Source organism: Pradoshia sp. Z5_111 (genome assembly GCF_058267535.1).
In genome coordinates, this window is record NZ_JBZCPQ010000007.1 from 34,709 (window position 1) to 59,489 (window position 24,781).

The 24,781-nt window shown below is 39.3% G+C and carries 22 protein-coding genes, 1 other RNA gene and 1 other annotated feature; of the genes, 19 read left to right on the forward strand and 4 right to left on the reverse strand.

Features of this window, described 5'->3' with window-relative positions; translation table 11 throughout:
- The first annotated feature begins 3 nt into the window (after positions 1–3).
- The 5 genes from ruvB to yajC all read left to right on the forward strand — a co-directional run bounded on the left by ruvB (position 4) and on the right by yajC (position 3,845).
- Complete coding sequence (gene ruvB / locus AC4D4A_RS14575; protein WP_490996566.1) at positions 4–1,005, forward strand: Holliday junction branch migration DNA helicase RuvB; 1,002 nt, start codon at positions 4–6, stop codon at positions 1,003–1,005.
- Positions 1,002–1,208, forward strand: coding sequence for a DUF2905 domain-containing protein (locus tag AC4D4A_RS14580; RefSeq protein WP_490996567.1), 207 nt, complete (start codon positions 1,002–1,004; stop codon positions 1,206–1,208). The genes ruvB and AC4D4A_RS14580 overlap by 4 nt, the downstream gene beginning before the upstream one ends.
- A 120-nt stretch (positions 1,209–1,328) precedes the next feature.
- Complete coding sequence (gene queA / locus AC4D4A_RS14585) at positions 1,329–2,357, forward strand: tRNA preQ1(34) S-adenosylmethionine ribosyltransferase-isomerase QueA (RefSeq protein ID WP_490996568.1); 1,029 nt, start codon at positions 1,329–1,331, stop codon at positions 2,355–2,357.
- 23 nt (positions 2,358–2,380) lie between these two features.
- Entirely contained in the window at positions 2,381–3,520 is a 1,140-nt protein-coding gene (gene tgt, locus AC4D4A_RS14590; protein ID WP_490996569.1) for a tRNA guanosine(34) transglycosylase Tgt, read from the forward strand.
- Positions 3,521–3,557: 37 nt separating this feature from the next.
- A complete protein-coding gene (gene yajC / locus AC4D4A_RS14595) occupies positions 3,558–3,845 on the forward strand; it encodes a preprotein translocase subunit YajC (protein WP_490996570.1) in 288 nt (95 codons plus the stop codon).
- A 32-nt stretch (positions 3,846–3,877) separates the two neighbouring features.
- On the opposite strand, the gene AC4D4A_RS14600 is transcribed toward yajC, so the two are convergent.
- Complete coding sequence (locus AC4D4A_RS14600; protein WP_306821561.1) at positions 3,878–4,270, reverse strand: TIGR04086 family membrane protein; 393 nt, start codon at positions 4,268–4,270, stop codon at positions 3,878–3,880.
- A gap of 170 nt (positions 4,271–4,440) precedes the next feature.
- Here AC4D4A_RS14600 and AC4D4A_RS14605 point away from each other — a divergent pair, with 170 nt between their 5' ends.
- On the forward strand, positions 4,441–5,076 hold the full coding sequence (locus tag AC4D4A_RS14605; protein ID WP_490996673.1) for a DUF421 domain-containing protein: 636 nt from the start codon (positions 4,441–4,443) through the stop codon (positions 5,074–5,076).
- 9 nt (positions 5,077–5,085) lie between these two features.
- Here AC4D4A_RS14605 and spoVB read toward each other — a convergent pair whose 3' ends face one another.
- Positions 5,086–6,651, reverse strand: coding sequence for a stage V sporulation protein B (gene spoVB, locus AC4D4A_RS14610; RefSeq protein ID WP_490996571.1), 1,566 nt, complete (start codon positions 6,649–6,651; stop codon positions 5,086–5,088).
- 131 nt (positions 6,652–6,782) lie between these two features.
- On the opposite strand from spoVB, the gene AC4D4A_RS14615 reads away from it, so the two are divergent.
- The 7 genes from AC4D4A_RS14615 (at position 6,783) to dtd (ending at position 15,956) form a co-directional block, all read left to right on the forward strand.
- Entirely contained in the window at positions 6,783–7,091 is a 309-nt protein-coding gene (locus tag AC4D4A_RS14615) for a post-transcriptional regulator (protein WP_490996572.1), read from the forward strand.
- Positions 7,092–7,328: 237 nt separating this feature from the next.
- On the forward strand, positions 7,329–9,596 hold the full coding sequence (gene secDF / locus AC4D4A_RS14620) for a protein translocase subunit SecDF (RefSeq protein ID WP_490996573.1): 2,268 nt from the start codon (positions 7,329–7,331) through the stop codon (positions 9,594–9,596).
- A gap of 264 nt (positions 9,597–9,860) precedes the next feature.
- Positions 9,861–10,151 (forward strand): LapA family protein, encoded by a 291-nt coding sequence (locus tag AC4D4A_RS14625; RefSeq protein ID WP_490996574.1) that lies wholly within the window; start codon positions 9,861–9,863, stop codon positions 10,149–10,151.
- Between the two features lie 67 nt (positions 10,152–10,218).
- Positions 10,219–12,588, forward strand: coding sequence for a single-stranded-DNA-specific exonuclease RecJ (recJ, locus tag AC4D4A_RS14630; protein WP_490996575.1), 2,370 nt, complete (start codon positions 10,219–10,221; stop codon positions 12,586–12,588).
- The gene (locus AC4D4A_RS14635) at positions 12,579–13,091 is read left to right on the forward strand and encodes an adenine phosphoribosyltransferase (RefSeq protein ID WP_066105448.1); all 513 of its coding nucleotides are present in this window, start codon (positions 12,579–12,581) and stop codon (positions 13,089–13,091) included. The genes recJ and AC4D4A_RS14635 overlap by 10 nt, the downstream gene beginning before the upstream one ends.
- Positions 13,092–13,306: 215 nt before the next feature.
- A complete protein-coding gene (locus AC4D4A_RS14640; protein ID WP_490996576.1) occupies positions 13,307–15,502 on the forward strand; it encodes a RelA/SpoT family protein in 2,196 nt (731 codons plus the stop codon).
- Positions 15,503–15,512: 10 nt separating this feature from the next.
- A complete protein-coding gene (gene dtd / locus AC4D4A_RS14645; protein ID WP_490996577.1) occupies positions 15,513–15,956 on the forward strand; it encodes a D-aminoacyl-tRNA deacylase in 444 nt (147 codons plus the stop codon).
- A gap of 363 nt (positions 15,957–16,319) precedes the next feature.
- Here the strand turns inward: dtd and AC4D4A_RS14650 are convergent, their stop codons facing one another.
- On the reverse strand, positions 16,320–17,585 hold the full coding sequence (locus AC4D4A_RS14650; RefSeq protein WP_490996578.1) for an N-acetylmuramoyl-L-alanine amidase family protein: 1,266 nt from the start codon (positions 17,583–17,585) through the stop codon (positions 16,320–16,322).
- A gap of 138 nt (positions 17,586–17,723) precedes the next feature.
- Between AC4D4A_RS14650 and AC4D4A_RS14655 the strand changes: the two genes are divergently transcribed.
- The 5 genes from AC4D4A_RS14655 (at position 17,724) to AC4D4A_RS14675 (ending at position 22,743) form a co-directional block, all read left to right on the forward strand.
- Positions 17,724–17,900: a hypothetical protein gene (locus AC4D4A_RS14655; RefSeq protein WP_175354278.1), complete on the forward strand. Its 177-nt coding sequence runs from the start codon at positions 17,724–17,726 to the stop codon at positions 17,898–17,900.
- A 53-nt stretch (positions 17,901–17,953) separates the two neighbouring features.
- Positions 17,954–18,187, forward strand: a binding site (T-box leader).
- A 99-nt stretch (positions 18,188–18,286) separates the two neighbouring features.
- The gene (gene hisS, locus AC4D4A_RS14660; RefSeq protein ID WP_490996579.1) at positions 18,287–19,561 is read left to right on the forward strand and encodes a histidine--tRNA ligase; all 1,275 of its coding nucleotides are present in this window, start codon (positions 18,287–18,289) and stop codon (positions 19,559–19,561) included.
- A 15-nt stretch (positions 19,562–19,576) separates the two neighbouring features.
- The gene (gene aspS, locus AC4D4A_RS14665) at positions 19,577–21,361 is read left to right on the forward strand and encodes an aspartate--tRNA ligase (RefSeq protein ID WP_490996580.1); all 1,785 of its coding nucleotides are present in this window, start codon (positions 19,577–19,579) and stop codon (positions 21,359–21,361) included.
- Positions 21,362–21,392: 31 nt separating this feature from the next.
- A non-coding RNA gene (gene ssrS, locus AC4D4A_RS14670) (6S RNA) lies at positions 21,393–21,580 on the forward strand.
- Positions 21,581–21,981: 401 nt separating this feature from the next.
- The gene (locus AC4D4A_RS14675; protein ID WP_066105431.1) at positions 21,982–22,743 is read left to right on the forward strand and encodes a tRNA threonylcarbamoyladenosine dehydratase; all 762 of its coding nucleotides are present in this window, start codon (positions 21,982–21,984) and stop codon (positions 22,741–22,743) included.
- A gap of 60 nt (positions 22,744–22,803) precedes the next feature.
- Here the strand turns inward: AC4D4A_RS14675 and AC4D4A_RS14680 are convergent, their stop codons facing one another.
- Positions 22,804–24,090 (reverse strand): replication-associated recombination protein A, encoded by a 1,287-nt coding sequence (locus tag AC4D4A_RS14680; RefSeq protein WP_490996581.1) that lies wholly within the window; start codon positions 24,088–24,090, stop codon positions 22,804–22,806.
- Positions 24,091–24,350: 260 nt separating this feature from the next.
- Between AC4D4A_RS14680 and cymR the strand changes: the two genes are divergently transcribed.
- Complete coding sequence (gene cymR / locus AC4D4A_RS14685) at positions 24,351–24,773, forward strand: cysteine metabolism transcriptional regulator CymR (protein WP_140461985.1); 423 nt, start codon at positions 24,351–24,353, stop codon at positions 24,771–24,773.
- Positions 24,774–24,781: the final 8 nt, after the last annotated feature.

Genomic DNA, 24,781 nt, shown 5'->3' on the forward strand with positions numbered 1-24,781 from the left:
AACTTGGAAGAGCGAATCATGGACCTGCATGCACAAAATCAGGATGAGACGTTTGAATATAGTCTGAGACCCCATTCACTTGAACAATATATTGGGCAGGATAAAGTAAAAGAGAATTTGCGTGTATTTATTGAAGCAGCCAAAATGAGAGAAGAGGCGCTTGATCATGTGTTGCTGTATGGCCCACCGGGACTTGGTAAAACGACATTGGCCACAATCATTGCGAATGAAATGGGAGTGGAAATTCGTACTACATCTGGACCTGCTATTGAACGCCCCGGCGATTTAGCTGCTATCTTAAGTTCTCTTCAGCCTGGTGAGGTTTTATTTATTGATGAAATCCATCGACTTCCAAAATCTGTTGAAGAGGTACTGTATCCTGCGATGGAGGATTTTTGCCTCGATATCGTAATCGGTAAAGGACCTGGAGCGCGCTCTGTTCGATTGGATTTGCCCCCTTTCACCCTTGTGGGAGCCACAACGAGAGCGGGTGCTTTATCAGCGCCATTACGTGACCGTTTCGGTGTCATATCCAGGTTGGAGTATTATACTGAGTCACAGCTGCGCGAAATCGTGACCCGTACAGCCCAGGTGCTGGACACAGTGATTGAGGAATCAGCGGCGAGCGAAATTGCCCGCAGGTCCAGGGGCACGCCAAGGATTGCAAACAGATTGCTTAGAAGAGTGCGTGACTTTGCACAGGTACGTGGCGATGGAGATATTCAGTTCGGTTTAGCCGATTATGCCTTGGAATTAATGCAGGTGGATAAGGTTGGACTTGACCAGATTGATAGAAAGTTATTGCTTGGAATCATAGAAAAGTTTAAAGGCGGACCTGTAGGGCTGGATACGATTGCAGCTACAATTGGCGAAGAATCCGGCACAATTGAGGATGTGTATGAACCCTATTTAATGCAGATTGGATTTATGCAGCGAACACCTCGCGGTCGGATTGTGACTGAACATGTGTATCGCCATTTCAATTTGGAAGTGCCAAATTCATGAATCATTTACCAAAAACGATTATGATGATAGGTGTGGCCATTTTTGTGGTTGGTTTTTTAATGCAATTCATTAAAATTGGACGGCTTCCTGGTGATATTTTATTTAAAAAAGGAAATACTACTTTTTATTTTCCTATTATGACGTCTATTATTGTCAGTATTTTATTATCAGTGTTTTTTTATATCATCAGCCGTTTTAAATGAATGTTAATGTCGTGTGAATAAATCCGTTGGCCGAATTGGTTTGCCGTCATTAAAAGATATGTAAATTCCGCCATTTGAGTGTGCTGCATGATTACTAGTTAAAGAAATGGAAGTGTCACCATGAAAGTAGATTTATTTGATTTTCATTTGCCTGAGGAATTAATTGCCCAAACTCCGCTTGAAAAACGTGAAGAAAGCAGATTGATGGTCCTCGATAAAGAGACGGGTGATGTGAATCATACGCAATTTAAACATATTAAAGAATTCTTGAAACCTGGAGATTGCCTCGTCCTAAACGATACAAAGGTACTGCCGGCCAGATTGCATGGAGAGAAGAAGGATACAGGTGCTCATATAGAACTTCTTCTTTTGAAGCAAATTAAAGGGGACGTATGGGAAACGCTTGCCAAACCAGCGAAACGTATTCGCGTTGGAACAGAGGTTGTGTTTGGTGACGGCCAGCTTACAGCTGTTTGTGTAAAAGAGATGGAGCATGGCGGCAGGGAATTTGAATTTAAATATGACGGCATTTTTTATGAAGTATTAGAGGACCTTGGTGAAATGCCTCTGCCTCCATATATTAAAGAGCGGTTATCGGACAAAGACCGCTATCAAACCGTATATGCGCGGGAAGAAGGATCAGCAGCAGCACCTACAGCCGGATTGCACTTTACGGAAGAGCTGCTTGCAGAGATTAAAGAAATGGGCGTACATTTAGCTTTTATTACGCTTCATGTTGGGCTTGGAACATTCAGGCCGGTCTCATCCGATACAATCGAAGGGCATGATATGCATTCAGAGTTTTACCAAATGAATGCTGAAACAGCTCAGCTATTAAATCGGGTTAGAGAAGAGGGAGGCAATATATTCTCGGTGGGAACTACATCCACACGTACGCTTGAAACGATTGCCCGTGATTACAATGGCAGCTTTGCTGAGGCAAGCGGTTGGACTAATATTTTTATCTATCCTGGATTTGAATTTAAAGCCATTGATGGAATGATTACGAATTTCCACCTTCCGAAGTCCACGTTGATTATGTTAATCAGCGCTCTTGCTGGGCGCGAGCATGTATTAAATGCATACAATACAGCCGTTCGTGAAAAATACAGATTTTTCAGCTTTGGCGATGCAATGTTTATTAAGTAAGATTTTTGAGAGGAGTATCACGATTGACAGCAATCCGTTATGAATTAATTAAAACATGTAAACAGACAGGAGCCCGACTGGGACGGGTTCATACACCTCATGGTAGTTTTGAAACACCCGCGTTTATGCCTGTAGGAACCTTGGCTACAGTTAAAACGATGTCACCAGAAGAATTGAAACAAATGGGTGCCAATATTATATTAGGAAATACGTATCATCTGTGGCTGCGACCAGGTACAGAGGTCATTAAGGCTGCAGGCGGGTTACACAAATTTATGAACTGGGATCGTGCCATTTTAACTGATTCCGGCGGTTTCCAGGTTTTCAGTTTGAGTCAATTCAGAAAAATTGAAGAAGAGGGCGTGCATTTCCGTAACCATTTAAACGGTGATAAATTATTTTTATCTCCTGAAAAGGCTATGGAAATCCAAAACATTTTAGGTTCTGACATTATGATGGCATTTGATGAATGTCCTCCATATCCTGCAACACATGAATATATGAAGAAATCCGTTGAGAGAACATCCAGATGGGCAGAGCGCTGTCTGAAGGCGCATGAAAGACCGAATGATCAAGGGCTATTTGGAATCGTACAAGGTGGAGAATATGAAGATCTTCGCCGTCAAAGTGCCAGCGATTTAGTATCTTTGGATTTTCCGGGATATGCTATTGGCGGATTAAGTGTAGGGGAGCCGAAGGATGTCATGAATCGTGCTCTTGAATTCACTACACCGTTATTGCCGTCCAATAAACCACGTTATTTAATGGGTGTTGGTTCTCCGGACTCCCTAATTGATGGAGCAATCCGTGGAGTTGATATGTTTGACTGCGTATTGCCAACGAGAATTGCCCGGAACGGTACACTAATGACTTCTGAAGGAAGACTAGTAGTTAAGAACGCCAAATATTCTATGGATTTTGGCCCATTGGATCCGAATTGTGACTGTCATGTTTGTAAAACATATTCAAGAGCGTATATTCGCCACCTTATCAGATGTGACGAAACATTCGGAATTCGCTTAACCTCTTATCATAATCTATATTTTCTGCTAAACTTAATGGAGCAAGTTCGACAAGCTATCAGGGAAGATCGGCTTGGAGACTTTAGGGAAGAATTTTTTGAGAATTATGGGTTCAATAAACCAAATGCAAAAAACTTCTAACCATTCTTACTAATGTAATGAAAGGAGTGAAAATAATATGGTATTATCCCAATTCTTGTTGCCAATTTTACTGTTGGTGTTTTTCTACTTTATTTTAATCCGCCCTCAGCAAAAGAGACAAAAAGCAACTGAACAAATGCAAGCTGCCTTACAAAGAGGAGATAAAGTCGTGACGATTGGTGGTCTTCACGGAACTGTTGATTCTATTAATGAAGGTACTGTCATTATCAAAAGTCCAGACGGTTCTCGTCTAACATTTGATAGAAGATCTGTTTCTCAAGTAGTTGAGAAAAAAGAAAGTCCAGTAACAACGAAAGAAGATTAATATGAAAAAACCTAGCCGAATGGCTAGGTTTTTTAGTTTCGTGATCCGCCGTTCATATTTACCCCCAGTACTCCACCCATCATAGCCGTGATAATAAAACAGCCATTATAGATTAGTTGCGTAGATGTAAATACGGTCTCAAGCCCCAGATATTGATAGAGGAAAACAATTAAAGTATAGATTAGGCCTGTACTGCCCCCGAGTAGCCATCCTTGTTTTTTTCCTTTTCCACCGGATATAAATCCCCCAATAAACAATGTTAAAAAAGAGAGAGCCATGATGATATACGTTAAAGAAGATTCAGAAATACTTGTGAATCTAAGTAATAAAGAGAATAATAAGCTGAACAAAGCAGCCATAATAAAGATGGTTACAACTCCGTACAAAATGGCAGAACCTATGTTTTTTGTTTCGATTATGGTCAACCTCCTTATCTTCTATTGGATCTCTATAAATAATTTATTCCGATTCTTTTTATTTAGAATGCAATTTTTGTACAACCAGTTAAATAAATGATTATTTTTTGCTATTCGAATACACACTAAGGTATGTATTCGAATAGAGGGGGATAAAGGTGCTTGAGTATTTGGAAATTATGGGGCGCACGGCCGTTTTATATCTTATTATTTTGCTGGTCTTCCGAATCATGGGGAAGAGGGAAATAGGGGAGCTAAGCCTGCTTGATTTAATTGTTTTTATGATGATGGCGGATATAGCTGTTATAGCTATTGAAAACAAAAGTGGGAGTTTATTGGATTCCATTATACCACTTGTATCGTTATTAATTATTCAAGTTTCACTTGCTTTTATTTCTCTTAAATGGCCGTTTTTTCGGAAATTGATAGATGGAAAACCTTCTATTATTATTCACAAAGGGAAAATTGATAAAAACGCCATGAGAAAGCTGCGTTATAATTTTGATGATTTGCTAATGCAGTTACGTGACCAGCAAGTAGAGAAAATGAGTGATATTGAATATGCCATTTTTGAGCCTTCAGGGAAATTATCGGTTTACCAGAAGGAATCATACAAAAAAAATAATCATAATCAGCCAGCTCCACTCTTCCCTCTCATTCAAGATGGAGTGATACAAAAGGAGAATTTAAAAGAGTTAGGAAAATCAGAAAGCTGGCTTATTCAGGAGTTAGATAGAAAAGGATACAAAAATGTCAAAAAAATCCTCTTCTGCGGTATGGAAGATGGTGAATTATTTATTAATGATGCGGATTAGTCTTTGCTGTTATGGAAATAATGCTAGTTTTGATAAAAGAGTACCGATAATAGGGACTCTTCTGATTTCCTTCTTTCGTATTAAGCCTGTTAATAAACAACCAATTGCAAAGACGCATACGATAACTGCTATTGATAGAATTAAACGCTGAATCACAGGGATTCCGACTAACCATTGTTCATAGAGCATGTGTCCGATTAATCCGGAGATGGACATGACGACAAGAGCCATGATGTATTCATGCAAGTAAATAGTTAAGTGGATTTTCTTCATGACAGTAGCAAAATGTAAAAGAGTAACAAGGACAGTAGATACACAGATGGCAATAGCAGCTCCCATAATCCCGATATTCGGCTGTGTTACGAGTGTGAGGATTAAGATAATTTTCGTTATTGATCCAATTAGACTGTTAAACATAGCCGCTCTGGCCATATTAAGAGCCTGTAACGTAGCCTGAAGAGGACCTTGAAAAAAGAAGAGCAGAAAAAAGGGTGCCATAAATCGTACATATATGCTGGCATGGTCATTATGATACATGACCTGCATGACTGGTTCAGCGAGTACATATAGAGTGACCACGGCTAGGGTTCCACTTAAAAAAGCAAATCGGAGCGACTGCTGCAGCCGGTGGATCACCTGTTTAATATTTCCTTTATAATAGGCTTCACTGACAGCAGGGACTAATGATGTACCCAGTGAATGGGTGATAAAGGAAGGGAGCATAAGCAATGGTACGGCATACCCCGCCAGTTCACCGTATTGTGCAGTAGCAACGCCTGTCGCAACCCCCGCTGCCAAAAGACTCCTTGCCACAACAATCGGTTCAAAAAACCAAGTAATAGATCCAATCATCCTGCTTCCTGTAGTAGGAATGGCAATGGATAAAAGCTCCTTTAATGTATCTTTACCAGATGAAACATAGCTGAAAAATTGTTTTCTCATTTTGAAACTCTTTTTAAATTTAAACATCAACATTAAATATAGCAAGGAGGCAATTTCTCCAATGACTGAGGCTACCATGGCACCGGCAGCTGCATATTCAATTCCATAGGGCAAAAAGGCCTTCGTCAATGCTGCTATCATTGAAATACGTACGATTTGTTCGATAATATTTGAGATGGCATATGGCTTCATATTTTGTTTCCCTTGAAAGTATCCGCGCAAGACAGCTGAAACAGCCGTAATTGGTACAATCGGTGCAATCGCCAATAAAGGCAGTAAAGTTCGGGAGTCTGTAAATACATGAGTTGATAAATATGGAGCAAGCATAAATAATAATGGGGTGAAAATAAGAGAAAGACCTCCGGTTACACATAAAGAAACAACCAGTATTTTCTTTGTTTTTTGATGATCCCCTTTTGCTGATGCCTCTGCCACAAATTTTGAGATTGCAATGGGCATTCCAAGCTGAACGATTGCAATCACTAGATATAATGATGGCAATGCCATCATATATAGACCGACGCCCTCTTCACCGATAAAGCGGGCAATCACAATTCGATTAATAAATCCTAAGATTTTCGTAATGAATCCTGCAATCAATAAGATAACAGTTCCCCTTATAAACTTGGACATTCAATTCCCCTCCTTCTCAAACAAGCAGCAATCATATACAATTATCTATATGCATGCAAATGGACTAACCATGACAAGCTTCACAGAAAAAGTGAATATCTATGAAAAATGAGGGTTGGAGGACGATTAAATTGGACAGACAGCATCCGTATGAGAAATTTCGTTCAGAAATGTTACCAGCTTTAAAAAGTAAACAAGAAGAATTTCAATTGTTAGGTTATCCGGAGGTTGAGGGAAACGATATTTGGATGTATTTAACGAATAAAAAATGGAAGAAACCTAATCCTGAAATAAGGGCATATGAAATTTTTCAAGATATCATGAGTGTTAAAGTGGCACATTATATGAATTATGTGACAATAGAGGCATTAAAAGAAGGTGAGGCTATGAAGAAAAATATGGCTTCAGGGCTTGAAGAATTCAAAGATTTATTTTCGTGATTTTATAGAAATATAAGCGGTATATAACCATGCATTAATTTCCAATTCATAAGAAATCAAATTGACACTTTGTATTCTATCTTTCATAATAAGAACGGTAAAATTAAATTTTAAAAGATTGAAACAACTGGAATAAAACATAGGAACCGAAGTATTTCGGATTATCACGTTTTATTAAAGTAGCGTCCTTCCATGCTGCTTCAATCGGGATATTATGATTAGGGGGCTATTTACATAATGGTTAAGAGAAGTAGAATCCTGGCTTTCTTCCTTATTGTAATCGTATTAGGAGTTACCTTTGTTGGTACAACGTCTAATATCATGCAAAACATTAAGCTGGGCCTTGATTTACAGGGCGGGTTTGAAGTTCTTTATAAAGTGGAGCCAGCAAAAGATGGACAAAAGATCGATGAAAAAGCAATGGCGGCTACTGCCAGCGCGCTGGACCGAAGAATCAATGTTCTCGGTGTCAGTGAGCCGAGTATTCAAGTTGAAAGCGGAAATAGAATTCGGGTACAGCTTGCAGGTGTAGATGACCAGGAGAAGGCAAGGGAACTTCTTTCAACGCAAGCTAATTTAACTTTTCGTGATGTAAACGATAAAGTGAGAATGGATGGCGGGGACTTAAAAGAAGGAGGGGCGAGCCAATCCTTTGATAGTCAAACCAATCAACCCATTGTACAGGTCCAATTAAAAGATGCGGAAAAATTTGGACAGGTAACACGTGATATATTAGCTATGGCTCCAGAGAATCAATTAGCGATTTGGCTGGATTTTGAAGAAGGAAAAGATTCTTATAAAGAAGAGATAACAAAAGAGGATCCTAAATTTATTTCAGCACCAAACGTAAATCAAGTGATTAATTCAGATACAGCCGTTATCTCAGGTGATTTCACTGTAGAAGAGGCTAAAGACCTCGCTGAAATTTTAAATGCAGGTGCGCTGCCGGTTAAACTTGATGAAATCTATTCAACATCTGTTGGTGCTAAATTCGGTGAAGAAGCATTAAATAATACTCTTTTAGCCGGAATTGTTGGGATTTTGGCAATCTTTATTTTTATGGTTGCTTATTATCGTTTCCCAGGCGTGATTGCGGTTGTATCATTGTCTGCCTATATTTATTTAGTCATTCTCGTATTTGATTGGATGAATGCAGTTCTTACATTGCCAGGTATAGCTGCCCTCATACTAGGGGTAGGGATGGCAGTCGATGCGAACATTATTACAAATGAACGGATCCGGGACGAAATTCGCAAGGGTCGTTCCATTAAGGCAGCCTATAAAGAAGGGAATAAACACTCTTTAGCCACAATCATGGATGCTAATATTACAACCTTGCTTGCAGCGGCTGTTCTGTTCTTTTTTGGGATAAGCTCAGTCAAAGGATTTGCGACCAGTTTAATTGTCAGTATATTAGTCAGCTTTATAACGGCTGTGTATGGTACAAGATTGATTATGTCCTTATGGGTGAACAGTAACTTCCTTAACAATCGCCCAGGCTGGTTCGCTGTTAAGAAAAGTGACATTCATGATTTAAATGAATTTAAAAAGGATAAATATTTACCTACGAAGTTTGATAAATGGGATTTCATTAAGCCTGCTAAGAAATTCTTTATCTTCTCTATTATATTAACCATAATTGGAGTAGGATCCTTATTTATAAATGGTTTAAATACAGGTATTGATTTTTCCAGCGGATCCAGAATTCAAATTAATGCTGATAAAGAACTATCAGTAGATGAAATTCAAAAAGATTTGAGTGAAAACAAAATTGATTCGCAAGATATCGTTATGGCTGGTGAGGGTAACACATCGGCTGTCGTACGGACGAAAGATGTCTTTTCAAAAGATGAAATTGCAGAGCTAAGCAATTACTTTGAATCCAAGTATGGGCATAATCCGAATATAAGTACGGTATCCCCGACAATTGGTAAGGAGTTAGCCAAAAATGCACTGATTGCGGTAGCAATTGCTTCAGTTGGTATTGTCATTTATGCGACTCTCCGCTTTGAATGGAGAATGGCTCTTCCTTCTATACTGGCACTCTTGCATGATGCGTTTATGATTATAACCATCTTCAGTATTTTTAAAATCGAAGTGGACTTAACGTTTATAGCAGCTATATTAACCATTATTGGGTATTCGATTAATGATACAATCGTTACGTTTGACCGTATTCGTGAGAATATGCAAATGAAAAAACGCATTAAGACTCAGGAAGAAATTAATGAGATTATTAATATCAGTGTTCGCCAAACAATGGTCAGGTCTATCAATACAGTTCTAACCGTGTTAGTTACTGTGTTGGCGATGATGTTCCTTGGAAGCGAATCAATCTTTAATTTTAACCTTGCTCTATTAATCGGTTTGGTAACAGGTATGTATTCTTCTATTCTGCTTGCAGCCCCTATTTATGGAATCCTAAAAGGCAAAGAGCTGAAGAAGAAAGGTGTTATCAAAACATATAAAGAAAAACGCGTAAACAACGATCAACCGCAAGTTTAATGACGTTTCATACAAAACAGCCCGTTTCTCTTTCTTGAGAAACGGGCTGTTTTTATGAGAGCTACACCAGATTTACAAAAAGACTTTATGTTATAACTGATCATTTTGTGTGCTTTTTTGTTGTGTATGCAAGATATGGTAAAGGTAAACAATAGACTAACAAACATTCATCGAGTACGTTTTCCCTTTGTATGATAAGGGGATTAAAACTATATACAAAGATTTAATAGGATATTTCATAATACTTTATAAAGGAGTAAGAATATGAAAAAACTTCAATGGTACGTGATTCTTGGGATAGTATTTGCTCTTATCGTTGCTATTTTTGCTGTTGTTAATGTAGATAAAGTGGATGTTAATTATGTCTTTGGAACGGCTCATTGGCCATTAATTTTGGTTATATTAGGTTCGGTTGCCATGGGTGGAATCATTGTTGGTTCTGTAATGGCAGTTCGGATTGTCTCTCTGACTAAGCAGATAAAAGAAATAAAAAATGAACGGATAGTTCATAATGAATTGGATGGTAGTGAACGTAACATTCACCCTAAATCATAAATATTTAGAATCACTCATTGAACCTTTGATAGATATTTTTTATAATAGATAGGTCAGGGGTGACAATATGTTACAATCAAAAACACGTTGGCTTGTAAAAAAAGCTGACGAAACGATTATAAATCTATTCATGCAAGAACTTGAACAGCCGCGTATTGTGGCTACATTATTGGTCAACAGAGGAATAAAGACCGTAGAAGAAGCGCGGTCTTTTTTGTATGCAGCCCAGCATGATTTCCATGATCCGTTTTTACTGTCAGGTATGGAAGAAGCTGTGAGGCGGATTGTGAAAGCAGTAAAAAACAACGAAAAGATTACAATATTCGGAGACTATGATGCCGATGGTGTCAGCAGTACAACCATTTTGATGCTCACGCTTAAAATAATGGGAGCAGAACATGTGTCATGGTATATTCCAAATCGCTTTACAGAAGGCTATGGCCCAAATGAAGAGGCTTTTCAATTCATAAAAGAACAGGGAACTACGTTGCTTATCACAGTAGACTGTGGCATTTCGGCCATCCATGAGGCTCAAGTGGCGAAAGAATTGGGAATGGATTATATTGTGACGGACCATCATGAACCGGGTCCTGAGTTACCGCAGGCATTAGCTATCCTTCATCCCAAAAAGCCGGGTGAAACCTATCCGTTTTCAGAGTTGGCCGGTGCCGGTGTGGCAATGAAATTGGCCCATGCTTTACTTGGTGAATTGCCTGATGAGTTGATAGGCATTGCTGCAATTGGAACAGTGGCTGACTTAGTTCCTCTTCATGATGAAAATAGATTAATTGCGATTAAAGGGATTCAGGCATTAAAGAAATCAACAAGACCAGGAATCCTTGCCCTTTGTCAAAAAGCAGGTATTCAGCGCGATTCATTAAATGAGGATTCCATTGGATTTGGATTGGCACCGAGAATAAATGCTGTAGGAAGATTGGAATCAGCAGATCCGGCTGTAGAGCTTTTACTTACTGAAAGTCAGGAAGAAGCTGATTCGATAGCCGACGAAATAGATTTGTTGAATAAAGAGCGGCAATCAATCGTAAAAGAAATGACCCAGGAAGCGATTGAAGAAGTGGAGAATAAGTATCCACCTGAAACCAATCCGGTCCTAATTATTGCCCGTGAAGGTTGGAATACTGGAGTAGTAGGGATTGTAGCCAGTAAGCTTGTAGAAAAATATTATCGTCCGACAATCGTATTAAGTATTGATCGTGAGAAAGGAACAGCAAAGGGATCTGCACGCAGTATCCCGGGATTTGATCTATTTCAAAACTTATCTTTAAACAGAGAATTGCTTCCTCATTTTGGGGGCCATCCTATGGCTGCTGGTATGACACTGAAAATAGAAGATGTTGAGGAATTGAGACAACGATTGATCAATCAGGCTAATGAAATTCTAACAGAAGAAGATTTCCAGCCTGTTACTGAGATAGATAGCTTAGTTGCGATTGATGAAATTTCATTAACGCTTATTCAGCAAATGTCCCAGCTTGCACCGTACGGGATGAAAAACCCAAAACCGCGGATTTTGATTGAGGATGCCTCAATAACAACTTCCAGGAAAATTGGAGCAGATAAAACTCACCTTAAACTTCAGCTTGAACAAAATGATGCTGGGTTAGACACCATTGGGTTTGGATTAGGAGAGTTCCTTGATCATTTATCTCCACAGGCCAAGGTATCTGTTATTGGAGAATTGGCGATAAATGAATGGAATAATATAAAAAAGCCGCAATTGTTTTTACAGGATCTATCTGTACCAGGGTGGCAGTTATTTGATTGTCGCAGCGATAAGGGGAAAATACATGTTCAGACAGTGCCGTCTCCACGCAAAATTATCTTATTTCAGGAAGAGAGTAAGGTATGGCTGACGGAATATACTAAAGAGAATGATCAAATTATCCATATTTCCTCTTTAGAAGCCGCTCAACAGGAAACTTTAGACGGTTACCATGTAGTTTTAGCAGATTTACCTTCACAAAAAGATATATTTGAAGCACTTTTTATTGGTAAATTGCCTAAAAGAGTGTATGTTTATTTTCGTACCACTCAAAATGATTATTTCTCAGCGTTTCCAACAAGAGACCAATTTAAATGGTATTATGCCTTGTTGGCAAAAAAGGGACCCATATCTTATAAAGAACTGCGTTCCATGCTGAATATTCATAAAGGTTGGTCAAAAGAAAATATTGATTTTATGACAAAGGTGTTTTTTGAGCTCGAGTTTGTTACAATAAATAACGGACTCATTGATTTGGTAAGGACCAGTATGAAACGGGATCTGCAAGAATCTAAAACCTATCAAGAAAGACAAGCAAGAATGGCGTTGGAACAAGAGCTTCTCTACGCTTCATTCAATCAGCTTTATGAATACCTTGGCAAGTTGATTCGATCCCACATGGAAAACAAGGAGGAAACTGAGCAATGGATTTAAAACAATATATAGCGATCGTAGAGGATTGGCCTAAGCCAGGGATTAAATTTAAAGATATTACCCCACTTATGGATAACGGAAAGGCATATAAATATGCAACAGATCAAATTGTAAAGTTTGCTAAAGAGAAAGAAATTGATATTATTGTAGGACCTGAAGCACGTGGATTCATTATCGGCTGCCCTGTAGCTTATGCAATGGAAGTTGGTTTTGCGCCAGTGCGTAAAGAAGGCAAGCTGCCTAGAGAAACCTTTAAAGTTGAATACGGTTTGGAATACGGTAAAGATGTGTTAACTATTCATAAAGATGCAATCAAACCAGGTCAGAGAGTATTAATTACTGATGATTTATTGGCTACAGGCGGAACAATGGAAGCAACTATTAAATTGGTTGAAGAGCTTGGCGGAGTTGTAGCAGGATTAGCATTTTTAGTTGAGTTAACATACCTTGAGGGCAGAAAAAAACTTGCCGGCTATGATATACTCACATTAATGGAATATTAAGCATATAGTAATGGCGTTCTAATTATTAGAGCGCTTTTTATATTATCAAATTGCGAATAATAGCGAAACAACAGATTAAATCTTGTTCGTTACTTTACAAGAAAACTTTTTTTGATGATAATAGAAACAATCCTCTTTTTAACGATTAACCTATATGGTTTAACATAGATAACGATATGCAAAAAACGTGGAAATACGGAGTAAAAGGTGATTTCATGGCAAATGAGCAAATTTATACCGCTGAGCAGGTCTTTGATAAAGCAAGAAACTATATGAATGAAAAAGATGTGGCATTCTTAGAAAAAGCGTATGAATTCGCCAAAGAAGCTCACAAGGAGCAATATCGCAAATCCGGTGAGCCGTATATTATCCATCCAATTCAAGTTGCTGCCATCCTGGCGAGCTTAGAGATGGATACATTTACAGTAGCGGGCGGATTTTTACATGACGTTGTGGAAGATACTTCCGTAACACTGGAAGACATTAAGGAAACCTTTAACGAAGAAGTAGCCCTTTTGGTTGACGGTGTAACAAAGCTTGGAAAAATTAAATATAAATCAAAGGAAGAGCAGCAAGCTGAGAATCACCGCAAAATGTTTATCGCAATGGCTAAGGATATTCGTGTCATCATGATTAAATTGGCTGATAGGCTGCATAATATGCGTACTCTGAAACATTTACCTGTTGAAAAACAGCGCAGGATTGCGAATGAAACGCTCGAAATATTTGCTCCGCTTGCGCATAGACTCGGTATTTCAACGATTAAATGGGAACTTGAAGATACCGCTCTCCGCTATTTAAATCCTCAGCAATACTATCGAATTGTGAATTTGATGAAAAAGAAGAGGGCAGAGCGAGAAGAGTATCTATCAGATGTCACCGACCGAATGAAGGAAAAGCTGAAGGAAGTTTCTATTCAGGCTGATATATTTGGACGACCAAAGCATATTTACAGTATCTATCGGAAAATGGCTCTTCAAAATAAACAGTTTGAAGAGATTTATGATTTAACGGCAGTCCGTATTATTGTAAATAGTATTAAAGATTGCTATGCAGTTCTTGGTATCATTCATACATGCTGGAAGCCAATGCCTGGTCGTTTCAAGGATTATATAGCCATGCCGAAAGCAAATATGTATCAATCCCTTCATACGACCATTATTGGTCCAAAGGGTGAACCATTGGAAGTGCAGATTCGTACGACTGAAATGCACCGAACAGCTGAATTCGGGATTGCGGCACACTGGGCCTATAAAGAAGGCAAGGATTTAACGTCGACACAACGAATGGATAAAAAGCTGGATTGGTTCAGAGAGATTGTTGAATTCCAGGATGCCTCTACCAATGCAGAGGAATTTATGGAATCTCTCAAACTGGATTTATTTGCGGATATGGTATTTGTTTTTTCACCAAAAGGTGATGTGTATGAGCTGCCAAAAGGATCCGTACCGATTGATTTTGCTTACCGCGTCCACTCAGAAATCGGCAATAAAACGATTGGCGCTAAAGTGAACGGGAAAATGGTTACGCTGGATTATGTGCTGAAAACTGGCGATATTATTGAAATATTAACATCTAAACATTCCTATGGCCCAAGTCAGGATTGGCTGAAGCTGGCAAAAACTTCACAGGCACGAAATAAAATACGACAATTCTTTAAAAAGCAACGCAGAGAAGAAAATATTGAAAAAGGCAAAGAATTAGTTGATAAAGAAGTCAAGGCAATGGAATACGATGTGAAAGAAGTTTGTACTACAGAGAACCTGCGGAAAGTCGCTGAAAAATTCAATTTTGCCAATGAAGATGATATGTATGCAGCAGTGGGCTACAACGGAATAACAGCTGCTCAAATTGCGACAAGGTTAACGGATAAGCTTCGTAAAAAGAGAGAAAAAGATCAGGAAGTAAGCTTGCTTGATGCGGTCTCTGAGTTGCGTATGATACCGAAAACGAAGAAGAAGGATTCCGGGGTTCGTGTAAAAGGGATTGACAATATGTTAATCAGATTATCACGCTGCTGTAATCCTGTTCCTGGTGATGAAATAGTTGGGTACATTACAAAAGGACGCGGTGTTTCGGTCCATCGGGCAGACTGTGTCAATGTATTGGATGAAGAAAGTAAAGAACGGATTATCCCGGTAGAATGGGAAAGCAGTCAGAGCGTACGAAAAGAATACAATGTTGATATCGAAATAAATGGATTTGACCGGAATGGCTTGTTAAATGAAGTGCTTCAAGCTGTAAGTGAAACGAAGACCAATATTACGGCTGTATCAGGTCGTACAGACAGGAACAAAAGTGCAACAATTACCATGTCTATATCCATTTATAATGTAAGTCATTTGCATAAGGTAGTTGAACGAATTAAGCAAATTTCAGATATTTATTCTGTCAGAAGAATTATGAGTTAGGGGTAAAAAAATGAAAGTGGTATTGCAACGTTCAAAGGCAGCTTCAGTGCGTGTGGATGGTGAAACAGTCGGCGCCATTACCTCCGGGTTTGTGTTATTGGTTGGAATCACTCATGAGGATACAGAAGAGGATTGCCGTTACCTTGCTGATAAAATCGTTCATTTGCGCATATTTGAAGACGAAAATATGAAAATGAACCATTCCTTGCTTGATGTGGGCGGCGAGATTTTATCGATTTCCCAATTTACTTTATATGGTGATTGCCGCAAGGGAAGGCGCCCAAACTTTATGGCAGCAGCCAAGCCGGATGAAGCTGAAAAATTGTATGATTTGTTTAACGATATGCTGAGAGAAAAAGGTTTGAAAGTGGAAACAGGCAGATTTGGGGCGATGATGGATGTCGAGCTCATTAACGACGGACCTGTGACGCTTATTCTTGAAAGCAAAAGCTAAAAGTCAACAACGCAGTGGCGTTCTTTTAGAACCGTGCACCACCATATGTCTGAGTTATTTCGGACATATGGTGGTGTTTTTTTGTGTATCAATAATTAGTGATCTAGATATACAGGAGAGAAACCAGCCAAACTGAGCAAGAATCCAGCCAATTCTACCAATTATCCAGCCAAACACAATAAATATTCAACCAGCGAACCCCTCTAACTATTTTGCATTCTCCGTCCAAAGAATTCTGTATAAAAATACTCCCTTTAAGCTATCAATTAAAAGCATAAAGGGAGACTCTAAGTTATTTAGTACAGACCTATGAACAGTTACTGATTTTTACAACGGTTCCCATTTATCAAAGCTTTTCAAACGCTAAATTCCTAAATCGGAAAAGTAGGCAGCCAGTCCATTTACAAGCCCATCTGTGATGGTCTCCTGATAGTATTCTGTTTGGATAAGAGTTTCCTCAGCAGGATTATTAATATAGCCTAATTCCAATAAAACAGCCGGCCGAAGATTTTCTCGTAAAACGTGCAGGTTGTCCTGTTTTACTCCCTGGTCATTTAGAGATGTCTCGTTTTGCATTAGATATTTTTGAATAGTTAAGGCTAGTTGCTTTTGATAGGAATGATAATAATATGTTTTAATACCGCTTTTATCCCCATTCTCATTACTATCATAATGAAAACTGATAAAGGCATCGGCTGTATTCATATTTGCAAGATTGGCCCTTGCATGTAACGCTACATACCGATCGCTGGAACGAGTGATGATTACGTTCGCTCCGGCTGTTCGTAACTTTTCATATGCCAGTTTAACGGTCTGAAGCGTTAGATTTTTTTCTAAAGTCCCAGCTGGTCCGGATGCTCCGCCGTCCGTGCCCCCATGACCGGCATCCAGGATGATAGTTTTCCCCATTAATGACTCATTCCTTTGAGGACTTGAATTTTGTTCACTCTCTGATTCTGTATACCAACTCGGGATCCATCCTTCTTTTTTAGATGGAAGTTCAATTTTAAGCATGTTTCTAATATCTTTGAGAACGGTATATTCCTCATCTTTTATTACTGTTCCAATGACTGATGCATTTGGTTTATCCGATGCTCGTACATTTAAAACGGAAGCCGTTATACGGATTCTCTTTGAGGATTTTTGTAATTGATGTTGATGGATGTAGTTGCTGTGTATCCAGCCTATTTGGTCCTCATAGGTGAATGAAATCCAGCTATTCTGTTTCTCTATTATGTGGATTACTGTTCCGATGGGAAGATTGCCGAGTACCTTAAACTCTGTGCCTGGGCCTTTTCGAACACGCAGACCATCTGCAGTGATAATACCGGAATCGGAGGTGAGATTCGCCTTTTCATAGCCTGTAACGAGCCAACTGGCTACCCATCCTGTTTTTTTGTCACTGAGCTTTAGTTTAATCCAATCTTGATCTATTTCGAGGACATCATAAACACTCCCCGCCTGGATTTCATCAATGATGGGTGCCTTTATATTTGCCTCCTCTCGGACATAAATAGATGGCTCATTAACCACAATTTTATCGATTGTTGCATGTACAGTTGATATAGAATTTTTTATCGGCGCAATTAGAAGGGTTACACATAGAAAAAACATAATTTTTTTTGGCAAGGTGGGAATCGCTCCTTCTTTAAAAATCAGATCTGGCATTTGTTAAAGAAAAAATTTTTTTTATGAAAGATACTTTAAACTGTCGGGAATACTGATTAAGACAATCTGTAGTTTAAATAAATAAGGGGTGTTCATGATATGAGATACAGTGAAAAGGGATTAATCACACAAAATGCCGGTAAACAAATATTCGGAGTGGATTTTCATGATTTTTTGGTTAAAGAACAGAATAATTCCATGGTGGAGCTTGCATCGGAATTTGGCCTGTCCGTCAGAGACGTGAAACAACTAAAAAAGAAACTTGGACGTTCTTAAGGGTTGACAACTAGGAAGTTACTTCGTAATATTAATTAAATAAAAATACATATTATATTCCAATGATGGTGAAGAGTAATATAGATCACACATGAGCAGAGAAGAAGTGTCTTAGGCTGGAAACACTTCTGCATGTGCCCTTATGAACGAACACACCGTAGGTTTCGCCCTGAAAAAACGTTAGTTTCTAGTAGGGGATGAACGTTGAACAGGCGTTAACTGTAAAAGTGGGAGCTATTTATGCTCCAACTAGGGTGGCACCGCGGGTAACAACTCCCGTCCCTTGCATATGCATGGGACTGGGAGTTGTTTTTATTTTACCTAAAATTACCAAGCCATGCCAATTGGAAATGGTTATAGATTGCATTTTAAGGAGGAATTTTGATATGGCCGTTCAAATACCAAGGGGAACCCAGGATATCCTTCCTGGTCAATCAGAAAAATGGCAGTATATCGAAAACATAGCAAAAGAAATTTGCTCAGTGTATCAGTATCAAGAAATACGCACACCAATTTTCGAAAGTACCGAGTTATTTGAAAAAGGTGTGGGAGATACAACAGATATTGTACAAAAAGAAATGTATACATTTACGGATAAGGGAAACCGCAGTTTAACCCTGCGCCCGGAAGGTACCGCAGCCGTAGTTCGTTCCTTTGTGGGAAATAAAATGTATGGGAATGCCATTCAGCCTGTTAAGTTATTCTATATCGGGCCAATGTTTCGATATGAGCGTCCACAGGCAGGGCGCTTCAGACAATTTGTACAGTTTGGTGTGGAAGCTTTAGGGAGCTCCGATCCGGCGATTGATGCAGAAGTAATTTCATTAGCCATGAATATATATAAAAAGCTAGGGTTAAAGAATCTGAAGCTAGTGATCAACAGTCTTGGAGACAAAGAAAGCCGTGCAAAACACAGAGAAGCTTTGATTGCGCACTTTAAGCCCCGGATTGAGGAGTTTTGTCCGAACTGTAAGAATCGTTTAGAGCGTAACCCATTACGAATACTGGATTGCAAAGAGGACCGTAATCATGAGTTGATGTCTGGCGCACCGTCCATTATCGATTACTTAAATGAAGAGTCTACACAGTATTTCAACAAGGTAAAAGCGTACTTGGATGCGATTGGAATTGCTTATGTTGTTGATCCAGGCTTGGTTCGCGGACTTGATTATTACAATCATACAGCTTTTGAAATCATGCTTGATTCTGAAGGATTTGGGGCAATTACAACTCTTTGTGGAGGCGGCCGTTATAATGGCCTTGTACAGGAGGTTGGCGGTCCTGAAACCCCGGGCATTGGCTTTGCGTTAAGTATTGAAAGATTGCTTTCTGCACTTGAAGTCGAGAATATTGAGCTTCCGATTGAAAAAAGTGTGGATTGTTTTATCGTATCACTTGGTGAGGAAGCAAAGGATTATTCTGTGAAACTGGTAGATGAGCTACGCAGAAATGGAGTATCAGCTGAAAAAGATTACTCAGATCGCAAAGCAAAAGGACAATTTAAGGCGGCTGACCGGGTGAACGCTAAATTTGTAGCGGTCCTCGGAGAAGATGAGCTGAAAGAAAATAAAATTTCCTTAAAGGATATGCAAACCGGTGAGCAACAGCAAGTGGATCTCGCTGAGTTAGTAACAGAATTAAAAACTAAACTGGGAAGATAATAGGAGGAATTTACAGTGTACGGAAGAACATATTTTTGCGGAGAAGTACCGATAACAGCAATCGGAGAAGAAATCACTGTCAAAGGGTGGGTCCAAAAAAGACGTGACCTTGGCGGGTTGATTTTTATCGATTTAAGAGACCGTACAGGGATTGTCCAAGTTGTATTCAACCCAGATTTATCACCTGAAGCCTTAGGTCTAGCTGAAAAAATCAGAAGTGAGTATGTATTAAGCGTACGGGGAAAAGTGGTAGCTCGTGAAGAGGGAACGATTAACAAAAACCTTAAAACAGGTAGTATTGAAATTCAGGCAGAAGAGGTAATCATTATCAATGAATCTAAAACACCTCCATTTGCGATTACGGATAACGAAGAAGTATCTGAGGACCTTCGTTTATCTTACCGATATTTAGATCTTCGCCGTCCGGTTATGTTTGAAACGTTTAAAATGAGACATAAAGCAACTAAAGCAATCCGTGACTTCCTGGATGGAGAGGGCTTCCTTGATATCGAAACACCTATTTTAACTAAGAGCACTCCAGAAGGCGCGCGTGATTACTTAGTACCTAGCCGTGTGCATGAAGGTGAATTCTATGCATTGCCGCAATCACCGCAAATCTTTAAGCAATTATTAATGGTTTCTGGAATTGAACGCTATTATCAAGTGGCACGCTGTTTCCGTGATGAGGATTTACGTGCAGACCGTCAGCCTGAGTTTACACAAATCGATATTGAAACTAGCTTTATGAGCCAGGAGGATATTCAGGATTTGACTGAACGCATGATGGCTAAAGTGATGAAGGAAGTCAAAGGAATCGAGCTTTCTTTACCATTACCGAGAATGACGTATGATGAAGCGATGAGCCGTTATGGTATTGATAAACCAGATACTCGTTTTGCGATGGAATTAATTGACGTTAGCAACATCGTTGAAGATTCAGGCTTTAAAGTATTCGCAGGTGCAGTGGAATCCGGCGGACAGGTTAAAGCATTGAATGTAAAAGGTGCTGCTTCCAATTATTCCAGAAAAGATATTGATGCATTAGGTGAATTTGCTGCCCGATACGGTGCAAAAGGGCTTGCATGGATGAAGATGGAGGAAGAAGGTCTAAAAGGACCAATCGCAAAATTCTTCCAGGATGAAGACGGAAAAGGTTTAATCGAGGTTACTGGTGCTGAAGCTGGAGACTTGCTGCTCTTTGTTGCTGATAAGAAATCTGTTGTCGCGGATGCATTGGGTAATTTACGAAATAAATTAGGAAAAGAATTAAACCTAATTGATGAAAGTAAATTTAATTTCTTATGGGTAACTGACTGGCCGCTTCTTGAATATAAAGAAGAAGATGGCAGATATTATGCAGCTCATCACCCATTCACTATGCCTGTTAGAGAACAAATTCCTTTGCTTGATGAAAACCCTGGTGAAGTAAAAGCCATTGCTTATGACCTTGTGTTAAATGGTTATGAATTGGGCGGAGGAAGCTTGCGTATCTTCGAACGTGATATCCAGGAAAAAATGTTTGAGGTACTTGGATTCACACCAGAAGAGGCTAATGAGCAATTTGGTTTCTTGATGGAAGCATTTGAATATGGTACTCCTCCGCATGGCGGAATTGCGCTAGGATTGGATCGTTTAGTCATGCTGCTTTCCGGCCGTTCTAACCTGCGTGATACGATTGCATTTCCTAAGACTGCGAGCGCGAGCTGCCTGTTGACAGATGCACCGAGTGAAGTATCTGACAGTCAGCTTAAGGAGCTTAGTCTAAAGGTCTCAAAAACGGAATCAGGCTTGAAAAAGTAACCTGCTTTTGATATGATTAAATCAATTAATAGACGTCCTGAAGTGTACGTTATGCATCCTTTTTGTTTTGACCGAACATTTCTTTTAACGGGAGTCCGGAGTTTACCGCTTGCGCAAATGCCTTTTTCGTGAAGGACTTGCAACAAAGTGGAACAGGACACCCACCTGCCGAGGGCGGGCCAAAGCACTAGGCATCAAACGGCACAATTTGGGGCGTCTATACTTATGAACTTATTAAAACTCGTTGCAGTTGCTGCAATGAGTTTTTTATTTTTATCGATGAGAAATATATCCTTTCATTCCTAGTAGGAAAGTATGGTATCATAAATCGACACGACGGACGCCTACTGAAGAAAAGATACATAATTAAAGAACAATACATTACTTCAGCGATTGGTGATTAATGGTTACTCCAATCCTTCAAACAAGTGAATAAAGGGATAGGGAGAAATATCGTGGCCTGCTGCTGAATCAGCTGAAACTGTATTTTACAGAGATAAATGTTTTCGGATAAAATACAATCAAAGAGTGAAGTGCGTGTAGATAAACAGAAATGTTTAGGAAAATAAAAATAGGTAATTACATTTAATAACAAAAATGAAATTGGAGTGGAGCTATTCATGTTGCATCAATTCTCACGTAATGAATTGGCTGTCGGGAAAGATGGCTTGGAAATATTAAAAAATACAACTGTGGCGATTCTCGGTATTGGCGGAGTAGGTTCTTTTGCCGTGGAAGCTTTGGCACGTTCCGGGGTGGGCACGTTGATATTAGTAGATAAGGACGATATAGATATAACAAACGTGAATAGACAAATTCATGCGTTATTATCCACTGTTGGAGAGCAAAAAGTAGATGCGATGAAAAAGCGTATTTTTGACATCAATCCAGATTGCGAAGTAATTGCTTTAAAAATGTTCTATACGGAGGAAACATATCAGGATTTCTTCGCTTATAAACCCGATTATGTAATCGATGCCTCCGATACGATTATTTACAAAATTCACTTGATGAAAGAATGTCTGATAAGGAATATCCCTATCATCTCAAGCATGGGCGCTGCCAATAAGATGGATCCAACCCGCTTTCAAATAGCGGATATATCCAAAACACATACAGATCCATTAGCTAAAGTGATTCGTACTAAATTAAAGAAAGAAGGCATTCGAAAAGGGATTCCAGTCATTTTCTCCGACGAGAGCCCGATTGTGCCTTTTGATGAAGTGACAAAAGTGGTGGGCAACCAGGATGCAGATATTCGCAAGGCTAAATTCCCGCCTTCATCCAATGCATTTGTGCCTTCTACGGCTGGATTAATTGCAGCGAGCTGGGTTGTTAGAGAAGCATTGAAGGAAATAAAAATCAAACGAGTGAATGATTAACGTTATCGGCGAATCGTCACCTGCTTGAAAAAAGATTGGCTAATAAAAGCCAATCTTTTTTTACTGCTTATTTTTAAACTGTTCCAGTCTTTCATATATAGCGGCTAATCGTTTCTCTTCGCCGGATTCAATCGGATCATAGTATTTTGTTCCCTTTAAGTTGCCTGGGAGATAATCTTGTTTAACCCATCCACCAAATGTGCCGATTGGGTAGTCATGCGGGTATTTATAACCAACATGCCCGAGGTCTTTTGCGCCTGAATAATGGCCATCTCGTAAATGCTTAGGGATATCCCCGACTTTGCCGCTTCGAATATCCGAAATGGCTTGATCTAATGCCTTATAAGCAGAATTTGATTTGGAGGATAGGCACATTTCCACAACCGCTACTGAAAGTGGGATGCGAGCCTCGGGAAGACCGAGACGTTCACTGGCAGTAACAGCTGCCAACACATTATTTCCGACAGAAGGATTTGCCAGTCCGATATCTTCATAAGCAATCACTAAAAGTCTCCGATTGACTGCAACCAGATCACCAACCTCAAGAAGGTGAGCTAAATAATATAAAGAAGCATGAACATCGCTTCCTCTTATGCTTTTTTGCAGGGCGGATAAAAGGTTATAGAAGTTTGAGCCTTTTTTATCTCCATAAACTCCTACATTTCCACCTAAATCGTCAATGACTTCATCTTCTATGATATACGTATCCTCATCCCTGGTTGACGAGTAAACCGCTGATTCCAGCAGTGTTAATGATTTTCTTGCGTCTCCATTTGAGTGAAGGGCAATTTTTTTAATTTGTTCCTCGGTGATTCGGATATCCATTTTTCCCAGACCATTTTTTTCATCAGAAAGGGCTCTTTGAAGGAGTATGATGGTTTCTTCGACAGATAAGCGGGTAAGCTGCTTGATTTGGCCGCAACGGCTCCGTATTGCTGGATTGACATCATGGAAAGGATTTTCCGTTGTGGCTCCGATTAAAATGATATCGCCTCGTTCTACATGTGGCAGAAGATAATCCTGTTGAGCTTTATTGAATCGGTGGATCTCATCAAGAAAGAGGATAACCTGCCCGGTCAGACGTGTTTCATCAACAACTGCTTCGATATCCTTCTTTCCGGCTGTTGTTGCATTTAAGGCAATGAACGGTATCTTGGTGGTTCCCGCAATTGCATAAGCAATGGATGTTTTTCCAATGCCAGGTTCACCGTATAATAACATAGAGGGGACATGCCCGTTTTTAATCATTTTATATAAACTGGTTTGTTTACCGATGATTTCGTTCTGGCCAATAATTTCATCTAAGTTCTTAGGTCGCATTCGAAATGCGAGTGGTTCAGTATTCAACTAACTAACCTCCACAAATAAGCTTCAGGATGCTTTCATTATATCGATAAACGCTTCACATTCCTATATTTTCGTTTTTGCGTAAGAGCTCTGGAATTTTATCGTTTCATGAGATTTCCTGTAGTCGAAACTGGTTTTTTTACTATGATTAAATAGAAAATAAAAAATTAAGAAGAATTGTACTGAGTCATTGAAAATAGGCAATGATTTAATGTATGGTATACTTTTGTAGACTAAATGTAAGGCTGAGGTGCTAAGTAATGAAAATATCTACCAAAGGAAGATACGGACTTACCATTATGATTGATTTAGCTAAGAAACATGGAGAAGGTCCTACTTCCCTAAAATCGATAGCACAATCAAATAATTTGTCCGAACACTATTTGGAACAATTGGTTACCCCCTTGCGTAATGCAGGACTTGTAAAAAGTATCAGGGGTGCCTATGGCGGCTATAAACTAACGAAAGATCCACATGAAATTACAGCAGGTGATGTGATCAAGGTGCTTGAAGGCCCAATTACACCGGTTGAAGGCATTGAGGATGAAGAACCTGTTAAACGACAATTGTGGATTAAAATCAGAGATGCTGTAAAGGATGTTTTGGATAATACAACTTTGGAAGACTTGGCATCCTATGAAGAAGAGGACGACTCCACTCAATCATATATGTTCTACATTTAATATAAAGT

Excerpts from the sequence above, each read along its gene's own strand:
- hisS (WP_490996579.1), top strand. The coding sequence starts at position 18,287 with ATGGCCGTTCAAATACCAAGGGGAACCCAGGATATCCTTCCTGGTCAA.
- cymR (WP_140461985.1), top strand. The coding sequence starts at position 24,351 with ATGAAAATATCTACCAAAGGAAGATACGGACTTACCATTATGATTGAT.
- spoVB (WP_490996571.1), bottom strand. The coding sequence starts at position 6,651 with ATGTCCAAGTTTATAAGGGGAACTGTTATCTTATTGATTGCAGGATTC.
- AC4D4A_RS14580 (WP_490996567.1), top strand. The coding sequence starts at position 1,002 with ATGAATCATTTACCAAAAACGATTATGATGATAGGTGTGGCCATTTTT.
- AC4D4A_RS14625 (WP_490996574.1), top strand. The coding sequence starts at position 9,861 with ATGAAAAAACTTCAATGGTACGTGATTCTTGGGATAGTATTTGCTCTT.
- AC4D4A_RS14635 (WP_066105448.1), top strand. The coding sequence starts at position 12,579 with ATGGATTTAAAACAATATATAGCGATCGTAGAGGATTGGCCTAAGCCA.
- AC4D4A_RS14640 (WP_490996576.1), top strand. The coding sequence starts at position 13,307 with ATGGCAAATGAGCAAATTTATACCGCTGAGCAGGTCTTTGATAAAGCA.
- secDF (WP_490996573.1), top strand. The coding sequence starts at position 7,329 with ATGGTTAAGAGAAGTAGAATCCTGGCTTTCTTCCTTATTGTAATCGTA.
- recJ (WP_490996575.1), top strand. The coding sequence starts at position 10,219 with ATGTTACAATCAAAAACACGTTGGCTTGTAAAAAAAGCTGACGAAACG.
- AC4D4A_RS14675 (WP_066105431.1), top strand. The coding sequence starts at position 21,982 with ATGTTGCATCAATTCTCACGTAATGAATTGGCTGTCGGGAAAGATGGC.
- queA (WP_490996568.1), top strand. The coding sequence starts at position 1,329 with ATGAAAGTAGATTTATTTGATTTTCATTTGCCTGAGGAATTAATTGCC.
- dtd (WP_490996577.1), top strand. The coding sequence starts at position 15,513 with ATGAAAGTGGTATTGCAACGTTCAAAGGCAGCTTCAGTGCGTGTGGAT.
- AC4D4A_RS14655 (WP_175354278.1), top strand. The coding sequence starts at position 17,724 with ATGAGATACAGTGAAAAGGGATTAATCACACAAAATGCCGGTAAACAA.
- AC4D4A_RS14605 (WP_490996673.1), top strand. The coding sequence starts at position 4,441 with ATGGGGCGCACGGCCGTTTTATATCTTATTATTTTGCTGGTCTTCCGA.
- yajC (WP_490996570.1), top strand. The coding sequence starts at position 3,558 with ATGGTATTATCCCAATTCTTGTTGCCAATTTTACTGTTGGTGTTTTTC.